This is a genomic window from Azoarcus sp. DD4, from assembly GCF_006496635.1.
GTDB lineage: Bacteria > Pseudomonadota > Gammaproteobacteria > Burkholderiales > Rhodocyclaceae > Azoarcus.
Window position 1 is genome coordinate 2431978 of the sequence record NZ_CP022958.1, and the last position, 13877, is coordinate 2445854.

Consider the following 13877-nt stretch of genomic DNA (forward strand, 5'->3'; position numbering starts at 1 on the left):
GATGCGGGCGGGATCAGGCGGAATCGGAGGCGGGTTTCGGCACTGCGGCCGGCTCGGCGACGGCGGCAGGGGCGGGTCGCGGCGCGCGCCGGCGAGCGAGCTTCAGGCGCAGGCGGTCGAGCGCGAGGAACACCGCCGGCGTGGTGTAGAGCGTCAGCAACTGGCCCACCAGCAGGCCGCCGACGATGGCGATGCCGAGCGGCTGGCGCAGCTCGGCGCCGTCGCCGCTGCCGAGCGCGAGCGGCAGCGCACCGAGGATGGCGGCAACGCTGGTCATCATGATCGGCCGGAAGCGCAGCAGGCAGGCGTCGAAGATCGCCTCGCGCGGGCTGAGGCCGTGGCTGCGCTGCGCGTGCAGCGCGAAGTCGATCATCATGATCGCGTTCTTCTTGACGATGCCCACCAGCAGGATCACCCCGATCAGCGCGATCACGGTGAATTCGGTGCGGAAGGCGAGCAGCGCCAGCAGTGCGCCGACCCCGGCCGAGGGCAGGGTGGAGAGGATGGTGAGCGGATGCAGCAGGCTCTCGTAGAGGATGCCGAGCACCAGATACACCGCGACGATGGCGGCGAGGATCAGCAGCAGCTGGCTGGACGCGGCCGACTGGAAGGCGCGCGCCGCGCCCTCGAAGGTGCCGAACACAGCCGGCGGCACGCCCAGCCTGTCCATCGCGGCGGTGATGGCGGCGCTGGCTTCGCCGAGCGAGACGCCCGGCGCCAGCGCGAAGCTCACCGTCGATGACGCGAACTGCGCCTGGTGATTCACCGCCAGCGGCGCGTTGCCCGGCGCCCAGTGCGCCACTGCCGAAAGCGGTACCCGGCTGCCGTCGGCGGCCAGCAGCACGATGTCGGCAAGGATGTCCGGGCTGCGCCAGAAGTGCGGCGCAGCGCCCATCACCACCCGGTACTGGTTGAGCGGATGGTGGATGGTCGATACCAGGCGCTCGCCGAAGTAGTTGTTGAGCGCGAGGTCGATGGCGCGCTGGCTGAGGCCGAGGCGGGCGGCGGCCTCACGGTCCACCACCAGCTTGGTCTGCAGGCCCTTGTCGCGGGCGTCGGTGTTGACGTCGGTGAGTTGCGGCAGCGCGGCCAGCGCCTCGCGGATCTTCGGTTCCCACTGGCGCAGCGCGCCGAGGTCGTCGCTCTGCAGGGTGTAGAGGTAGTCGGACGAGCCGCCGCGGCCGCCGATGCGGATCTCCTGCGCCGCCATCACGAACACCCGGGCGCCGCCAACGCGCGAAAGCGGCCGGCGCATGCGCTCGATCACCGCGCTGGCGCTGGGGCGTTCGGCGCGCGGCTTCAAGGTGATGAACATCCGCGCCGAGGTCGCCGAGCCGCCGCCGGGGCCGTTGCCGCCCACCGAGCCGGACACCCGTAACACCGCCGGGTCTTGCCGGACGATGGCGTCGATTTCGGCGAGGCGGTCGTACATGGCCTGGAAGGAGCTGCTCTGGTCGCCCTCGATGTAGGCGATCAGCCGGCCGGTGTCCTGCTGCGGCAGGAAGCCCTTGGGCACGATGGCGTAGAGGTAGAGGTTGAGCGCGACCACGCCGGCGAGCACGGCCAGCGTCAGCAGGCTATGGTCCAGCGTCCATGCCAGGCTGCGGCGGTAGCCGCGGTGCAGGGCGGCGAGGGCGCGCTCGCGCAGCCGGCCGAGCGCGGCGAGGCGACCGCGCGGCGCCGGCTGTTCCGCCGTCGGGCGCAGCAAGCGCGCGCACAGCATCGGCGCGGTGGCGAGCGACAGCAGCAGCGACACCGCGATCGCCGCCACCAGGGTGAGTGCGAACTCGCCGAACAGGCGGCCGACGATGCCGTCCATGAAGATGATGGGGATGAAGGCGGCGGCCAGCGACAGCGTCATCGACAGCAGCGTGGCGCCGACCTCGCGCGCGCCGCGCAGCGCCGCCTGCAGCGGCGACAGGCCCTGCTCGATGTGGCGGGTGGTGTTCTCCAGCACCACCACCACGTCATCCACCACGAAACCGGCGGCCACCGTCAGCGCCATCAGCGACAGGTTGTTGAGGCTGAAGCCGGCGAGGTACATCAGCGCCAGCGTGCCGATCAGCGCCACCGGCACCGTCACCGCCGGAATCAGCGCGGCGCGGCGGTCGCGCAGGAAGAGCCGCACCACCAGCACCACCAGCACCACCGACAGCAGCAGGCAGGTGCCGACATCGCGCAGCGAGGCGCGCACCGTGGTGCTGCGGTCCTGCGAGATCTCCAGCTTGATCTCGGCCGGGATCGCCGCCTGCAGCTCGGGCAGCAGCGCGCGGATGTGATCCACCGTGGCGATGATGTTGGCGTTGGGCTGGCGGTTGATCATCAGCAGTACCGCCGGGCGGCCGTTGGCGAGGCCGGCGTTGCGCAGTTCCTGGGCGCCGTCGCGCACCTCGGCCACGTCGCCCAGCCGCAGCGCGGCGCCGTTCTGCCAGCGCACGATCATCGGCAGGTAGTCGGCGGCGGTGCGCGCCTGGTCGTTGGCGGCGACCTGCCAGTGGCGCTCGCCGTCCTCGACATAGCCCTTGGGCCGGTTGACGTTGCCGGCGACGATGGCGCCGCGCACCGCCTCGGCGCTGACGCCGGCGCGCGCGAGCGCCAGCGGGTTGAGTTCCACCCGCACCGCCGGCAGCGAACTGCCGCCGGCGCTGACCTGGCCGACGCCTTCGACCTGCGCCAGCTTCTGCGCCAGGATGGTGACCGCGGCGTCGTAGATCTGGGTGCGCGACAGCACGTCCGAGGTCATCGCCAGGATCATGATCGGGCTGTCGTTGGGATTGGACTTGCGCAGCGTCGGGTTGCCCGCCATGCCCGAAGGCAGCTGCGAGCGCGCCGCGTTGATGGCGGCCTGGATGTCGCGCGCGGCGCCGTCGATGCTGCGGTCGAGGTCGAACTGCAGGACGATTTCGGTGCTGCCCAGGGTGCTGCGCGAGGTGATCTCGTTCACCCCGGCGATGCTGCCGAGCGCGCGTTCCAGCGGCATCGCCACGCTCGAGGCGATGGTCTCCGGGCTGGCGCCGGGCAGGTTGGCGCGCACCGAGATCACCGGGTAATCCACCTGCGGCAGCAGCGCCGCCGGCAGCTGGAAGAAGGCGGCGACGCCGAGCAGGGCGATGCCCAGCGTCAGCAGTACGGTGGCCACCGGGCGGCGGATGAAGGTTGCGGACAGCGACATCATGCGCTCCGCCGGCGCAGGCCGGCCGCGCCGAAACGACCGCCGAGGCGGCGGCCGAGGCGGTCGAAGGCAAGGTAGATCACCGGGGTGGTGAACAGCGTGAGGATCTGCGACAGGATCAGCCCGCCGACCATGGTGATGCCCAGCGGCTGGCGCAGCTCGGCGCCGACGCCGGTCGACAGCATCAGCGGCAGCGCGCCGAGCAGGGCGGCCAGCGTGGTCATCAGGATGGGCCGGAAGCGCAGCAGGCAGGCTTCGAAGATGGCCTCGTCGGGCGGCTTGCCGTGGTCGCGTTCGGCCTCCAGGGCGAAGTCGATCATCATGATCGCGTTCTTCTTGACGATGCCGATCAGCAGGATGATGCCGACGATGCCGATGATGCCGAGGTCCGTCCCCGCCAGCAGCAGCGCCAGCAGCGCGCCGACGCCGGCCGAGGGCAGGGTGGAGAGGATGGTCACCGGGTGGATGTAGCTCTCGTAGAGCACGCCGAGCACGATGTACATGGTGACGACGGCGGCGACGATCAGCCACACCGTGCTGGTGAGCGAGGACTGGAAAGCCTGCGCCGCGCCCTGGAAATGCAGGCTGATGCTGGCCGGCGGATCGAGTTCGGCGAAGGCCGTGCGGATGGCCTCCACCGCGTCGCCGAGCGCGGCACCCGGCGCAAGGTTGAAGGAGAAGGTTGCCGCCGGGAACTGGCCGATGTGGTTGATCGCCAGCAGCCCCGGACGCTCGACGACGCGCGCCACCGCGGCGAGCGGTACCTGGGCGCCATCGGCCGACACCAGGTAGAGCTGGTCGAGCCCGGCCAGCCCGCGCTGGAATTCCGGCTTCACCTCCAGCACCACGCGGTAGAGGTTGGTCTGGGTGAAGATGGTGGAGATCTGGCGCTGGCCGAAGGCGTTGTAGAGCGCGTTGTCGATGTCGGCCGGGGTGATGCCGAGCCGGCCGGCGCTGTCGCGGTCGATCTCGATATAGGCCTGGCGGCCCTGGTCCAGCCAGTCGGTGGCGACGTCGACAAGCGCCGGCACCCGCCCCAGCCGCTCGCGCAGCAGATGCACCCATTCGCCCAGCTGTTCGGCGTTGGCGCCCTGCAGGCTGAACTGGTACTGGGTGCGGCTGGCGCGGCTTTCGATGGTGAGGTCCTGCACCGGCTGCATGAACACCACGATGTCCGGCAGCGCCGCCAGCCGCGCCTGCAGGCGGCGGATGATCTCCGCGGCGCTGGCGTCGCGCTCGGCGCGCGGCTTGAGGCTGATCAGCAGGCGGCCGCTGTTGAGGGTGGCGTTCACCCCGTCCACGCCCACCACCGACGACACGCTTTCCACCGCCGGTTCGGCGAGGATGGCCGTCACTGCCGCCTGCTGGCGCTGCGCCATCGCCGCGAACGAGATGCTCTGCGGCGCATCGGTGATGCCCTGGATCAGCCCGGTGTCCTGCGCCGGGAAGAAGCCCTTGGGCACGATCAGGTAGAGCAGCACGGTCAGCACCAGGGTGGCGCCGGCCACCGCCAGCGTCAGCCCCTGGCGCGCCAGCACCCAGCGCAGCGCCACCGCGTAGCGCGCGATGCAGCGGTCGATGAAGGCGCCGGTCAGGCGGAAGAAGGCACCGTGGCTTTCCTCCGGCGCGTGGTGCAGCAGGCGCGCGCACATCATCGGCGTCAGCGTCAGCGACACCACCGCCGAGATCAGGATCGCCACCGCCAGCGTGATCGCGAATTCGCGGAACAACCGGCCGACCACGTCGCCCATGAACAGCAGCGGAATCAGCACCGCGATCAGCGAGAAGGTCAGCGAGATGATGGTGAAGCCGATCTGCTGCGCACCCTTCAGCGCCGCTTCCAGCGGGCTTTCGCCGTCCTCCAGGTGGCGGACGATGTTCTCGATCATCACGATGGCGTCGTCCACCACGAAGCCGGTGGCGATGGTCAGCGCCATCAGCGTCAGGTTGTTGATCGAGAAGCCGGCGAGGTGCATCACCGCGAAAGTGCCGACCAGCGACAGCGGCACTGCCACGCTGGGGATGAGGGTGGCAGGCAGGTTGCGCAGGAAGATAAAGATCACTATCACCACCAGCGCGATCGCCAGCAGCAGCTCGTGGCCGACGTCGCGCACCGAGGCGCGGATGGTGGTGGTGCGGTCGGACAGCAGGCGCAGGTCCACCGTGGCCGGCAGCGAGGCCTGCAGCGTGGGCAGCAGCGCCTTGATGCGGTCCACCGTGTCGATGACGTTGGCACCGGGCTGGCGCTGGATGTTGAGGATGACCGCCGGGCGGGTGTCGGCCCAGGCGGCCAGCCGGATGTTCTCGGCGCCGTCGACGAGTTCGGCGATGTCGCCCAGCCGGATCGGCGCGCCGTTCTTCCAGGCGATGATCAGGCGGCGGTATTCGTCGGCGGAGCGCAGCTGGTCGTTGGCGTCCAGCGTGGAGGCGCGCAGCGGGCCGTCGAAGCTGCCCTTGGCGATGTTGACGTTGGCCTCGCCGATGGCGGCGCGGATGTCTTCCAGGTTCAGCCCCTGGGCGGCGAGCGCCTGCGGATTGACCTGGATGCGCACCGCCGGGCGCTGGCCGCCGCCGATGCTGACCAGGCCGACGCCGGCGATGCGCGAGATCTTCTGCGCCAGCCGGGTATCGACCAGGTCGGCCACTTGCGGCAGCGACAAGGCCGACGACGAGATCGCCAGCGTGACGATGGGCGCATCGGCCGGATTCACCTTGCTGAACACCGGCGGCATCGGCAGGTCGTTGGGCAGGAAGGCGTTGGCGGCGGAGATCGCGGCCAGCACCTCCTGCTGCGACACGTCCATCGACAGGCCGAGCGCGAACTGCAGGGTGATGACCGAGGCGCCGCCGGAGCTGGTGGAGGACATCTGCTGCAGCCCGGCGATCTGGCCGAGCTGGCGTTCCAGCGGCGCGGTGATCGACGAGGCGATCACGTCCGGGCTGGCGCCGGGGTAGAGGGTGGAGACCTGGATGGTCGGGTATTCCACCTCCGGCAGCGCCGCCACCGGCAGCAGCCGGTAGCCGATCAGCCCGGCGAGCAGGATCGCGAGCATCAGCAGCGAGGTCGCCACCGGCCGCAGGATGTAGAGCCGCGAGGGATTCATTGCGCGGCCCTGCGCGGGCGGCGTTCGCCGCCTTCGGCCGGCGCGGCGTCCGGCGCTGGTGCCGGTGCGGCGAGCGCGAGCGCAACGCCATCCACGCTCAGCACGTCCACCCGCGCGCCGTCGCGCAGCTGGTCGGTGCCGTCGAGCGCGATGCGTTCGCCGCCGGCCAGGCCTTCCTCCACCACCACCAGGTCGTTGGCGCCCGGGCCGGTGCGGATCTGCTTTGCCTGCACGCGCTGGTCGTCACCGACCACGAAGACGTAGCTGCCCTGGGCGTTGCGCTGCACCGCCGCCGACTGCAGCAGCACGCTGTCGCGGCGGGTGTCGGCGCGCAGGCGCACGTTGATGAACTGGTTGGGGAAGAGGCTGTTGTCCTGGTTGGCGAATTCCGCCTTGAGCTTGAGGCTGCCGGTGGCGACGTCGATCTGGTTGTCGATGCTGATCAGCCGGCCTTCGGCGAGGCGGGTGCGGCCGTCGCGGCTCCAGGCTTCCACCACCGCCTTGCCGCCGTGCTGCAGCTGGCCGAGTTGCGGCGCCAGCGCGTCGGCGGGCAGCGCGAACACCGCGTGGATGGGCTGGGTCTGGGTGATCACCACCAGGCCGGCGGCGCTCTGCGCATCGACCTGGTTGCCGACGTCCACCACCCTCAGCCCCAGCCGGCCGCCGGCGGGTGCGGTGACGCGGGTGAATTCGAGCTGCAGCGCGGCCTGCGCCTCCTGCGCGGCGTCGGCCGCCACCGTGCCTTCGAGCTGGCGCACCAGCGCTTCCTGGGCGTCCACCTGCTGGCGGGCGATCGAGTCCTGCGCCAGCAGCGCGCGGTAGCGTTCGAGATCGACCCGCGCCGCGCCCAGCGTGGCCTCGTCGCGCACGCGCTGGGCGCGGGTCTGGTCGAGCTGGATGCGGAAGGGGCGCGGGTCGATCTCGGCGAGCAGTTCGCCGGCCTTCACCAACTGGCCTTCGCGGAAATGGATGCCGACCAGCTGGCCGCTGACGCGCGGCTTGACCGTGGCGGTGTTGGAGGCGGTGACGGTGCCCAGCGCCGACAGCGTGATGTCGAGATCGCCGACGCGTGCCGCGGTGGCGCGGATCGCATGCACCGGGCCGGCACCGCCGGGACCGCGGCGGCCGGGACGCTCGCCGCGTGGGCCGTCGGCGCCGGCCTGGGCGCCGGTGGCGGCAGAGGCGCCGGCACCCGGCTGGAGATAGGCATAGACGGTGGCACCGCCGGCGAAGAGGCCGAGGGCGAGCGCGATGGCGTGCTTGTTGAACAGGGACTTGGCGTGGAAACCCATGAGGCGCTCGATGCTGTGGGGCGGGTGGATGCGGGACAGGTGCGGTGGATTCATGCGTGGGCCCGGCACGCGCGAAAGCCCCCGCCATGGGGCGGGGGCGCTCGGGGCAGAGCCTTGCGGGTCAGAGGAATTGTTCGGCGCCTATCAGCCCCACCTTGGTCAGGCCTTTGCGCTGCACCGCGGCCATGACGCCGGCCACCACCTGGTAGGCGACGCGCTTGTCCGGGTTTACATGCAGTTCCGGCGGCACCGCCTGCGCGGCGGCGGCGCTCAGGCGGCCGTCGAGCGCGGCGGCATCGGCCACCGCGTCGCCGTTCCAGCGGATCACGCCGGCGGGGTCGATGTCGATGCGGACCACCTCCGGCGGCGTGTCCGGCGGCGGCGGGTTGCCGAGCGGCATGTTCATGTTCACCGAGTGGAGCTGGATCGGGATGGTGATGATCAGCATGATCAGCAGCACCAGCAGCACGTCGATCAGCGGCGTGGTGTTGATGTCCACCAGCACTTCCGGATCGCCCGAGCCGCCGGCGGCGGCGACGTTCATTCCCATGGTCGGTTTCTCCTGTGGGGGTCAACCGCGCGGCGGCGGTTCGGTGATGAAGCCGACCTTGAGGATGCCGGCGCGCTGGCAGGCGAAGATCACCCGGCCGACGAACTCGTAGGGCGCCGCGCCGTCGCCGCGGATCTGCACCTCGGGCTGCGGCTGCTGCACCGCGATGCCCTTCAGGCGCTCGACCAGGGCTTCGCTGTCGGCCACCGCGCTCTCGTTCCAGAACACCTTGCCGTCGCGGGTGACCGCGATGTTGATGTTCTCGGGCGCGGTGACGCGCGGCTGGTTGGTCTCCTTGGGCAGCTCCACCGCCACCGTGTTGGTGACGACCGGGATGGTGATCAGGAAGATGATCAGCAGCACCAGCATCACGTCTACCAGCGGGGTGGTGTTGATCGCCGAGACGACCTCGTCTTCCTCGGCGGGCAGCGTCATCGCCATCGCCGCTTACCCCGCCACTGCGACCGCGTGGATCGCGGCATGGGCCGGCACATGGACCGCCGGAGCGTGCGCCGCGGGGGCGTTGGCCGGGGCGGCATGGACGGCGGGGTGGGGCTGCGGCTGGACGGTGCGCGGGCCGTTGGCAGCCTTTTCGGCATGGGCGCCGAGCAGCACCGCATGCAGTTCCGCGCCGAAGCTGCGCACGTCGTCGAGCGCCGCCTTGTTGCGGCGGACCAGCCAGTTGTAGCCGAGCACCGCCGGCACCGCGACGGCGAGACCGATGGCGGTCATGATCAGCGCCTCGCCCACCGGGCCGGCCACCTTGTCGATGGAAGCCTGGCCGGCGACGCCGATGGCGGTGAGCGCGTGGTAGATGCCCCACACCGTGCCGAAGAGGCCGACGAAGGGCGCGGTGGAACCCACCGTGGCGAGGAAGGCGAGGCCGCCCTGCAACCGGCTCTGCACCTTCTCGATGGCGCGGTGGATGGAAAGCTGGATCCACTCGTTTACATCGATGAACTGCAGCAGGCCGTCGTGCTGGGCGGTGGCATCGTTGCCCGACTTGGCGATGTAGTGATAGGCGCTGTTCTCGTCGAGGGTGTCGAGACCCTTCTGCACGTCGCCGGCGGCCCAGAAGGTCTTGTCCGCCTTGGCGCCCTGGCGGTTGAGCTTGGCCTGCTCGTAGAGCTTGCTGAAGATGATGAACCAGCTGCCGATCGACATCAGCACCAGGATGGCGAGCGTGCCCTTGGCGACGAAGTCGCCGGCGGACCACAGCGCTTCGAGGCCGTAGGGGTTGTCCACCGTGGTGGTGGCAGGCGCCTCGGCGAAGGCCAAGGGGGCGGCGAGCAGGCCGGCGGCGAGGAGCAGGCGGGCGAGCATCCGGGAGCGGGTGGTGTTGGTCATCGGGGTTCTCCTGAAGGGGATACGAGGAAGTCGGTGAGTCGGTGAAATCAGGCGTCGAGGCGGAAGGCGAAGGGCACGCGCACCCGCACGTCCTGGCCCTGGCCGCTGCACTTGAGCTTGGCGACCGCGGCGGTGGCGGCGGCGTTGAACACCGCGTTGCTGCTGCGCGCCACCGCCACGTTCTTGATCGAGCCGTCGGGCGCGACGGTGAAATCGACCACCACGTCGCCCGACAGGCCCATGCGTTCGGCCTGCGGCGGATAGGCGACCTGGCTGCGTACCGCGACGTGGTTGGTGCAGGTCACCGCGATGTCCACCACCGGCGGCGCGGCCGGCACCGGTGCGGGGGCCGGCGGCGCCGGAGCGGCGGGTTCTGCCGAGGTGGCGGTGATCACCGGCTGGGCCGGCGGCGCAACCGGCGTTTCCACCGGCGGCACGTAGGCGGGCGGCGGCGGCGCCACCTTGGGCGCGGTCTTCACCACCTGCGGCTTGGGCGGCGGTGGCGGGGGCGGCGGCGGTGCGGGCTTGACCGGCTCGATCAGGCTCACGTCCAGCGGCGCCTTCAGCACCTCCATGACCTTGCGGCCGAGCCCGTTGGCCAGGCCGTAGCCGAGGATGATGTGGAAACCCACCACCGCGGTGATGCCTATCATCAGCCCGCGTGGGTCTTTCTGCTGCTCTGCGTAACTCATTGCTTGTTCTCCCTGGACGCTGTCGCGGCCCTGTCCGCCGCGCGTTTCAGGCGGGCGGAGCGCGGTGGCGCGATACGCGACATGGATGGTCTTGAGCACGGTGCGTGCCTGATCCGGTCGATTTCCTGAAGTAGGTAAGTTGTCTATTTAAATCAATTACTTGGATTGGTTGCTCGGACGTGTTGGTCAGTGCTTGAGGGGCGGCTGCTGCTGCCTGCGCGGCAATGCGACGACCGCACTGCTGGCTGCGCAACAGCGGCGGCGAAGCGATGCGTTGCGGCCGTTGCATGGAAACCGACTGGGGGTCGGCCACGGAGCGTGAAGGGTGATGCATGCAGCGGCGGGAGATGGACACGGGGCGGCAGGGGCCGAATTGCAGCGGTGGCGTTGAGCGTGCGTTCTGGCGGTGGCATGCCCGCACGCCGTCATCGCGCGTAGCGCCGGCTGGAAGGGCGATGGTTCGGGAAATCGACGGAGGAGGTGTGAGGGGGGGTATGAGAAAAGCAGGCACGTTCCCTCACCGCGCGGCCCGGTTGGGCCGGTGGACAGGTGGTGCGGTGCCTGTCGCTACCGCCCTGACGCTGCTTCAATCCAGCGTTTCGGCTGTCTCCACCGTGCCGTCGCCGATCAGGCCGAAGCGTTTAAGCTGGGTGCGCAGGATGTTCCGCGAGATGCCCAGTTCGCGCGCGGTGCGGACCTGATTTTCGTGGCAGTACTCGAACGCGGTCGTGAACAGCAGGCGTTCGATCTGTTCGTAGAGGTCGGGCAGGCCACCCTCAAGCAGGCGGCACAGGTGTACCCGCAGTGCCGCCAGCGAATCGCCGCTGCTTGATACGCCGCCGGCGGCCGGGCCGATGACGCCGGGCAGGCGCAGGTCGGCGGGGGTAATGATGTCGCCCTGGCAGACGATGAGCGCGAAATGGACCACGTTCTCGAGTTCGCGGATATTGCCCGGCCAGTGGTAGCCGGTGAGCAGGGTTTCGGCTTCGCGGCTGAGTTGTGGCGGCTCGATGCCGAGGCGGTGGCGGTAGTACTCGATGAAGTAATCGACCAGCGGCAGGATGTCGCTGGCGCGTTCGCGCAGCGGCGGTAGCGTCACCGGCGCGACGTTCAGCCGGTAGTAGAGGTCGAGGCGGAAATGGCCGGCTTCCACCGCCTTTTCCAGATCGACGTTGGTCGCCGCCACCAGCCGCACATCCACCGGAATCGCCTTGCGCGAGCCGAGCCGTACCACCTGGCGTTCCTGCAGCACGCGCAGCAGCTTGACCTGCATCGCCAGCGGCAGATCGCCGATCTCGTCGAGGAACAGGGTACCGCCGTTGGCGGCCTCGAACCAGCCGGCGCGGGCCTGCTGGGCGCCGGTGAAGGCGCCGCTTTCATGGCCGAACAATTCGGCTTCGACCAGGTTTTCGGAAAAGGCGCCGCAATTGACCGCGACGAAGGGGCCGCGGCGGCCGCTTTGCGCGTGGATGTGGCGCGCGATCAATTCCTTGCCGGTGCCGGTTTCTCCAATGATCAACACGTTGGCTTCACTCGGTGCAATCCGCTCGACATGCCGCAGCAGCGCAAGTGATTTGAGGTCGTGAAAGATCAAGGCTTTCGCCCTTATGGTCAATGCTTGGTGTTCCGCATTGGGCAGGGTCAGGAGTCTTCCCGTGCTGGATTCTCGCATCGCTCTCTCTGGAATAGGTGCGATGAGGCGGACCGCAGTCGCAGACAGCCTTCTCGCGTCATGCTGATGATTTTTGCAAAGTCGTCGTCCGGTACGGCTTGATCCTGTGGAATGGTCTGCCGTTCCTGTCACGCAGCTTAGGGGCGAGTTCCCCGGTGGCAAACAAAAGATATTTGAGGTTGATAGCAGAATTGACGCGAATTGAATTTACGGAAAAATGAGGAGTAAGAAAGATATTCACCATATGTGTGATAAGGGTATGAATTAATATTGGTTATCGAAATTCGGATATCGACGCCAGAATCAACTGCGAATCCGACGGGATGTCGGACGCTGCTTCAGGGTGCGGATTGTCAATTGGGTTGAACGAGCCCGGCATATGGCATCGCCTGGGCTCCACCAATCAAGCCTTTGTGGTCCCGTTGAAATGAACGTCAGTCAGTTACGCCTGGTGCTGGAGACTATTCGGCAGAACTTCAATCTGTCGGGTGTCGCCAGCAATCTCTACATCTCGCAACCGGGCGTCAGCCGGCAGATCAAGGATCTCGAAGATGAACTCGGCGTCGAGCTGTTCGAGCGGCGTGGGAAGCGTTTGATCGGGCTCACCTCGTCGGGTGAGGTCTTGGTGCCGGTGATAGACCGCATCCTGCTCGATGTGCGCAATCTCCGGCAGGTGGCCGACCGCTTCGCCATCCAGGACTATGGCGAGCTGCGCATCGGCAGCACGCACACGCAGGCGCGTTACGTGCTGCCTTCGGTGCTGCAGACCTTTCGCCAGCGCTTTCCCAAGGTCAGGCTCATCCTGCAGCAGGGCACCCCGACACAGATTGCCGACTGGGTGGCGAGCGGCGAGGCGGATGTGGGCGTGTCGACCGAAGCGCTCGACCGTCACCGCGATCTCCAGGCGTTTCCGGGGCGCGAGTGGCGCCACTGCGTTATCGTTCCGACGGGGCATCCGCTGACCGGACGCGACACCGTGTCGCTTGCCGAACTCGCTTCCTATCCGCTGGTGACGTACGGCGAAGGTTTCGCCGGCCGGTGCAGCATCGACGCGGCGTTTGCCGCGGCGGAGTTGGCGACCGATGTGATGCTCACCGCAATTGATGCAGACGTGATCGTGACCTACGTCGAGGCGGGATTCGGCGTCGGTATCGTCGCGGACATGGCCGGCGATGCGGCGCAACGAGCAGGTCGTCTCCATCGCATCGACGCAAGCCATCTGTTCGAGGCCAATGTGTCCAAGGTCGCGGTGCGGCGGGGTGCCTATCTGCGCGAATTTGCGCTGGAACTGGTGGCCATGCTGGCGACCGAGCAGAGCTTCGACGACATCATGGCGGTGCTGCAACGCGATCTGGCGCCGCGCGTCGCCTGAACCGGAGGGCGCGCCGCGCCGGCAACTCAGTTCTGCGGTTTGGCGTGGATCATCACCAGGTACATGATCGCATCGCTGTCGGCGAGGTTGCGGTAGCCGTGGGGCACGTCCGCTTCGAAGTGGATCGCGTCGCCGGTGGCCAGCGTGTAGCGGCGTTCGGCAACGATCACCTCCACCGAGCCGCGCGCGACCACCAGGTTTTCACGGGTGCCGGCCGCATGCGGCCGCGCCTTTTCCTCAGCGAGGCGGGCCAGTCGCAGCTCGTAAAACTCGGTGCGATGGGGCGAATCTGGCGGAAAGAGGTTGCGGGCGCTGAAGTGCCCGCGATTGGAAACCAGCAGGCGGGAATCGTTGGCGCGGATCAGCACCGTGCCGGCATCGCCCTGGCGATTGAGGAAGGCGGACACGGGCAGATCCAGCGCGCGCGCCACCTTCCACAGGATCGCGATCGAGGGCACGCTGCGGCCTAGTTCGACCTGACTCAGCATCGCGCGGCTGACGCCGGAACGCTGGGCGAGGTTGTCGAGCGAGAGCTTGTGCTCAGTGCGGATGCGGCGCAGGTTGGTGCCGACCACCGCGGTGATCTCGGTGTCGTCCTCGCGCGCCGATGCCGGGAGCGGCGGCAGCGTCGGGCCCGCGTCGTGCTGCAGGAGAGGGGGCGCGCTTTCCAGCATGC

The 13877-nt window shown here is 68.9% G+C and carries 9 protein-coding genes and 1 pseudogene; 1 reads left to right on the plus strand and 9 read right to left on the minus strand.

Translation table 11 applies throughout. The features are described 5' to 3' along the window. Positions 1-13: 13 nt before the first annotated feature. From CJ010_RS11365 to CJ010_RS11400, 8 genes and pseudogenes are all read right to left on the minus strand, one after another. Positions 14-3172: an efflux RND transporter permease subunit gene (locus CJ010_RS11365; RefSeq protein ID WP_141018136.1), complete on the minus strand. Its 3159-nt coding sequence runs from the start codon at positions 3170-3172 to the stop codon at positions 14-16. Continuing rightward, on the minus strand, positions 3172-6276 hold the full coding sequence (locus tag CJ010_RS11370; RefSeq protein ID WP_141018137.1) for an MdtB/MuxB family multidrug efflux RND transporter permease subunit: 3105 nt from the start codon (positions 6274-6276) through the stop codon (positions 3172-3174). Before CJ010_RS11370 ends, CJ010_RS11365 begins: the two co-directional genes overlap by 1 nt. After that, complete coding sequence (locus CJ010_RS11375) at positions 6273-7622, minus strand: MdtA/MuxA family multidrug efflux RND transporter periplasmic adaptor subunit (RefSeq protein WP_141018138.1); 1350 nt, start codon at positions 7620-7622, stop codon at positions 6273-6275. The genes CJ010_RS11370 and CJ010_RS11375 overlap by 4 nt, the downstream gene beginning before the upstream one ends. Positions 7623-7689: 67 nt before the next feature. Further along, positions 7690-8118 carry a biopolymer transporter ExbD gene (locus CJ010_RS11380; protein WP_141018139.1) on the minus strand — a complete coding sequence of 143 codons (429 nt, stop codon included), beginning with the start codon at positions 8116-8118 and terminating at the stop codon, positions 7690-7692. A 21-nt stretch (positions 8119-8139) separates the two neighbouring features. After that, entirely contained in the window at positions 8140-8553 is a 414-nt protein-coding gene (locus CJ010_RS11385; protein WP_371415695.1) for an ExbD/TolR family protein, read from the minus strand. A 251-nt stretch (positions 8554-8804) separates the two neighbouring features. Then, positions 8805-9465: pseudogene (locus CJ010_RS11390) on the minus strand (MotA/TolQ/ExbB proton channel family protein); the annotation flags it as partial. A 47-nt stretch (positions 9466-9512) separates the two neighbouring features. Next, positions 9513-10157, minus strand: a complete 645-nt coding sequence (locus CJ010_RS11395) for a TonB family protein (protein WP_141018141.1) — start codon at positions 10155-10157, stop codon at positions 9513-9515. Positions 10158-10743: 586 nt separating this feature from the next. Further along, complete coding sequence (locus tag CJ010_RS11400) at positions 10744-11751, minus strand: sigma-54-dependent Fis family transcriptional regulator (protein ID WP_305764636.1); 1008 nt, start codon at positions 11749-11751, stop codon at positions 10744-10746. A gap of 505 nt (positions 11752-12256) precedes the next feature. Here CJ010_RS11400 and CJ010_RS11405 point away from each other — a divergent pair. Further along, on the plus strand, positions 12257-13201 hold the full coding sequence (locus CJ010_RS11405; RefSeq protein WP_141018143.1) for a LysR substrate-binding domain-containing protein: 945 nt from the start codon (positions 12257-12259) through the stop codon (positions 13199-13201). Between the two features lie 26 nt (positions 13202-13227). Here CJ010_RS11405 and CJ010_RS11410 read toward each other — a convergent pair whose 3' ends face one another. Further along, the gene (locus tag CJ010_RS11410; protein WP_141018144.1) at positions 13228-13875 is read right to left on the minus strand and encodes a helix-turn-helix domain-containing protein; all 648 of its coding nucleotides are present in this window, start codon (positions 13873-13875) and stop codon (positions 13228-13230) included. Positions 13876-13877 lie beyond the last annotated feature (2 nt).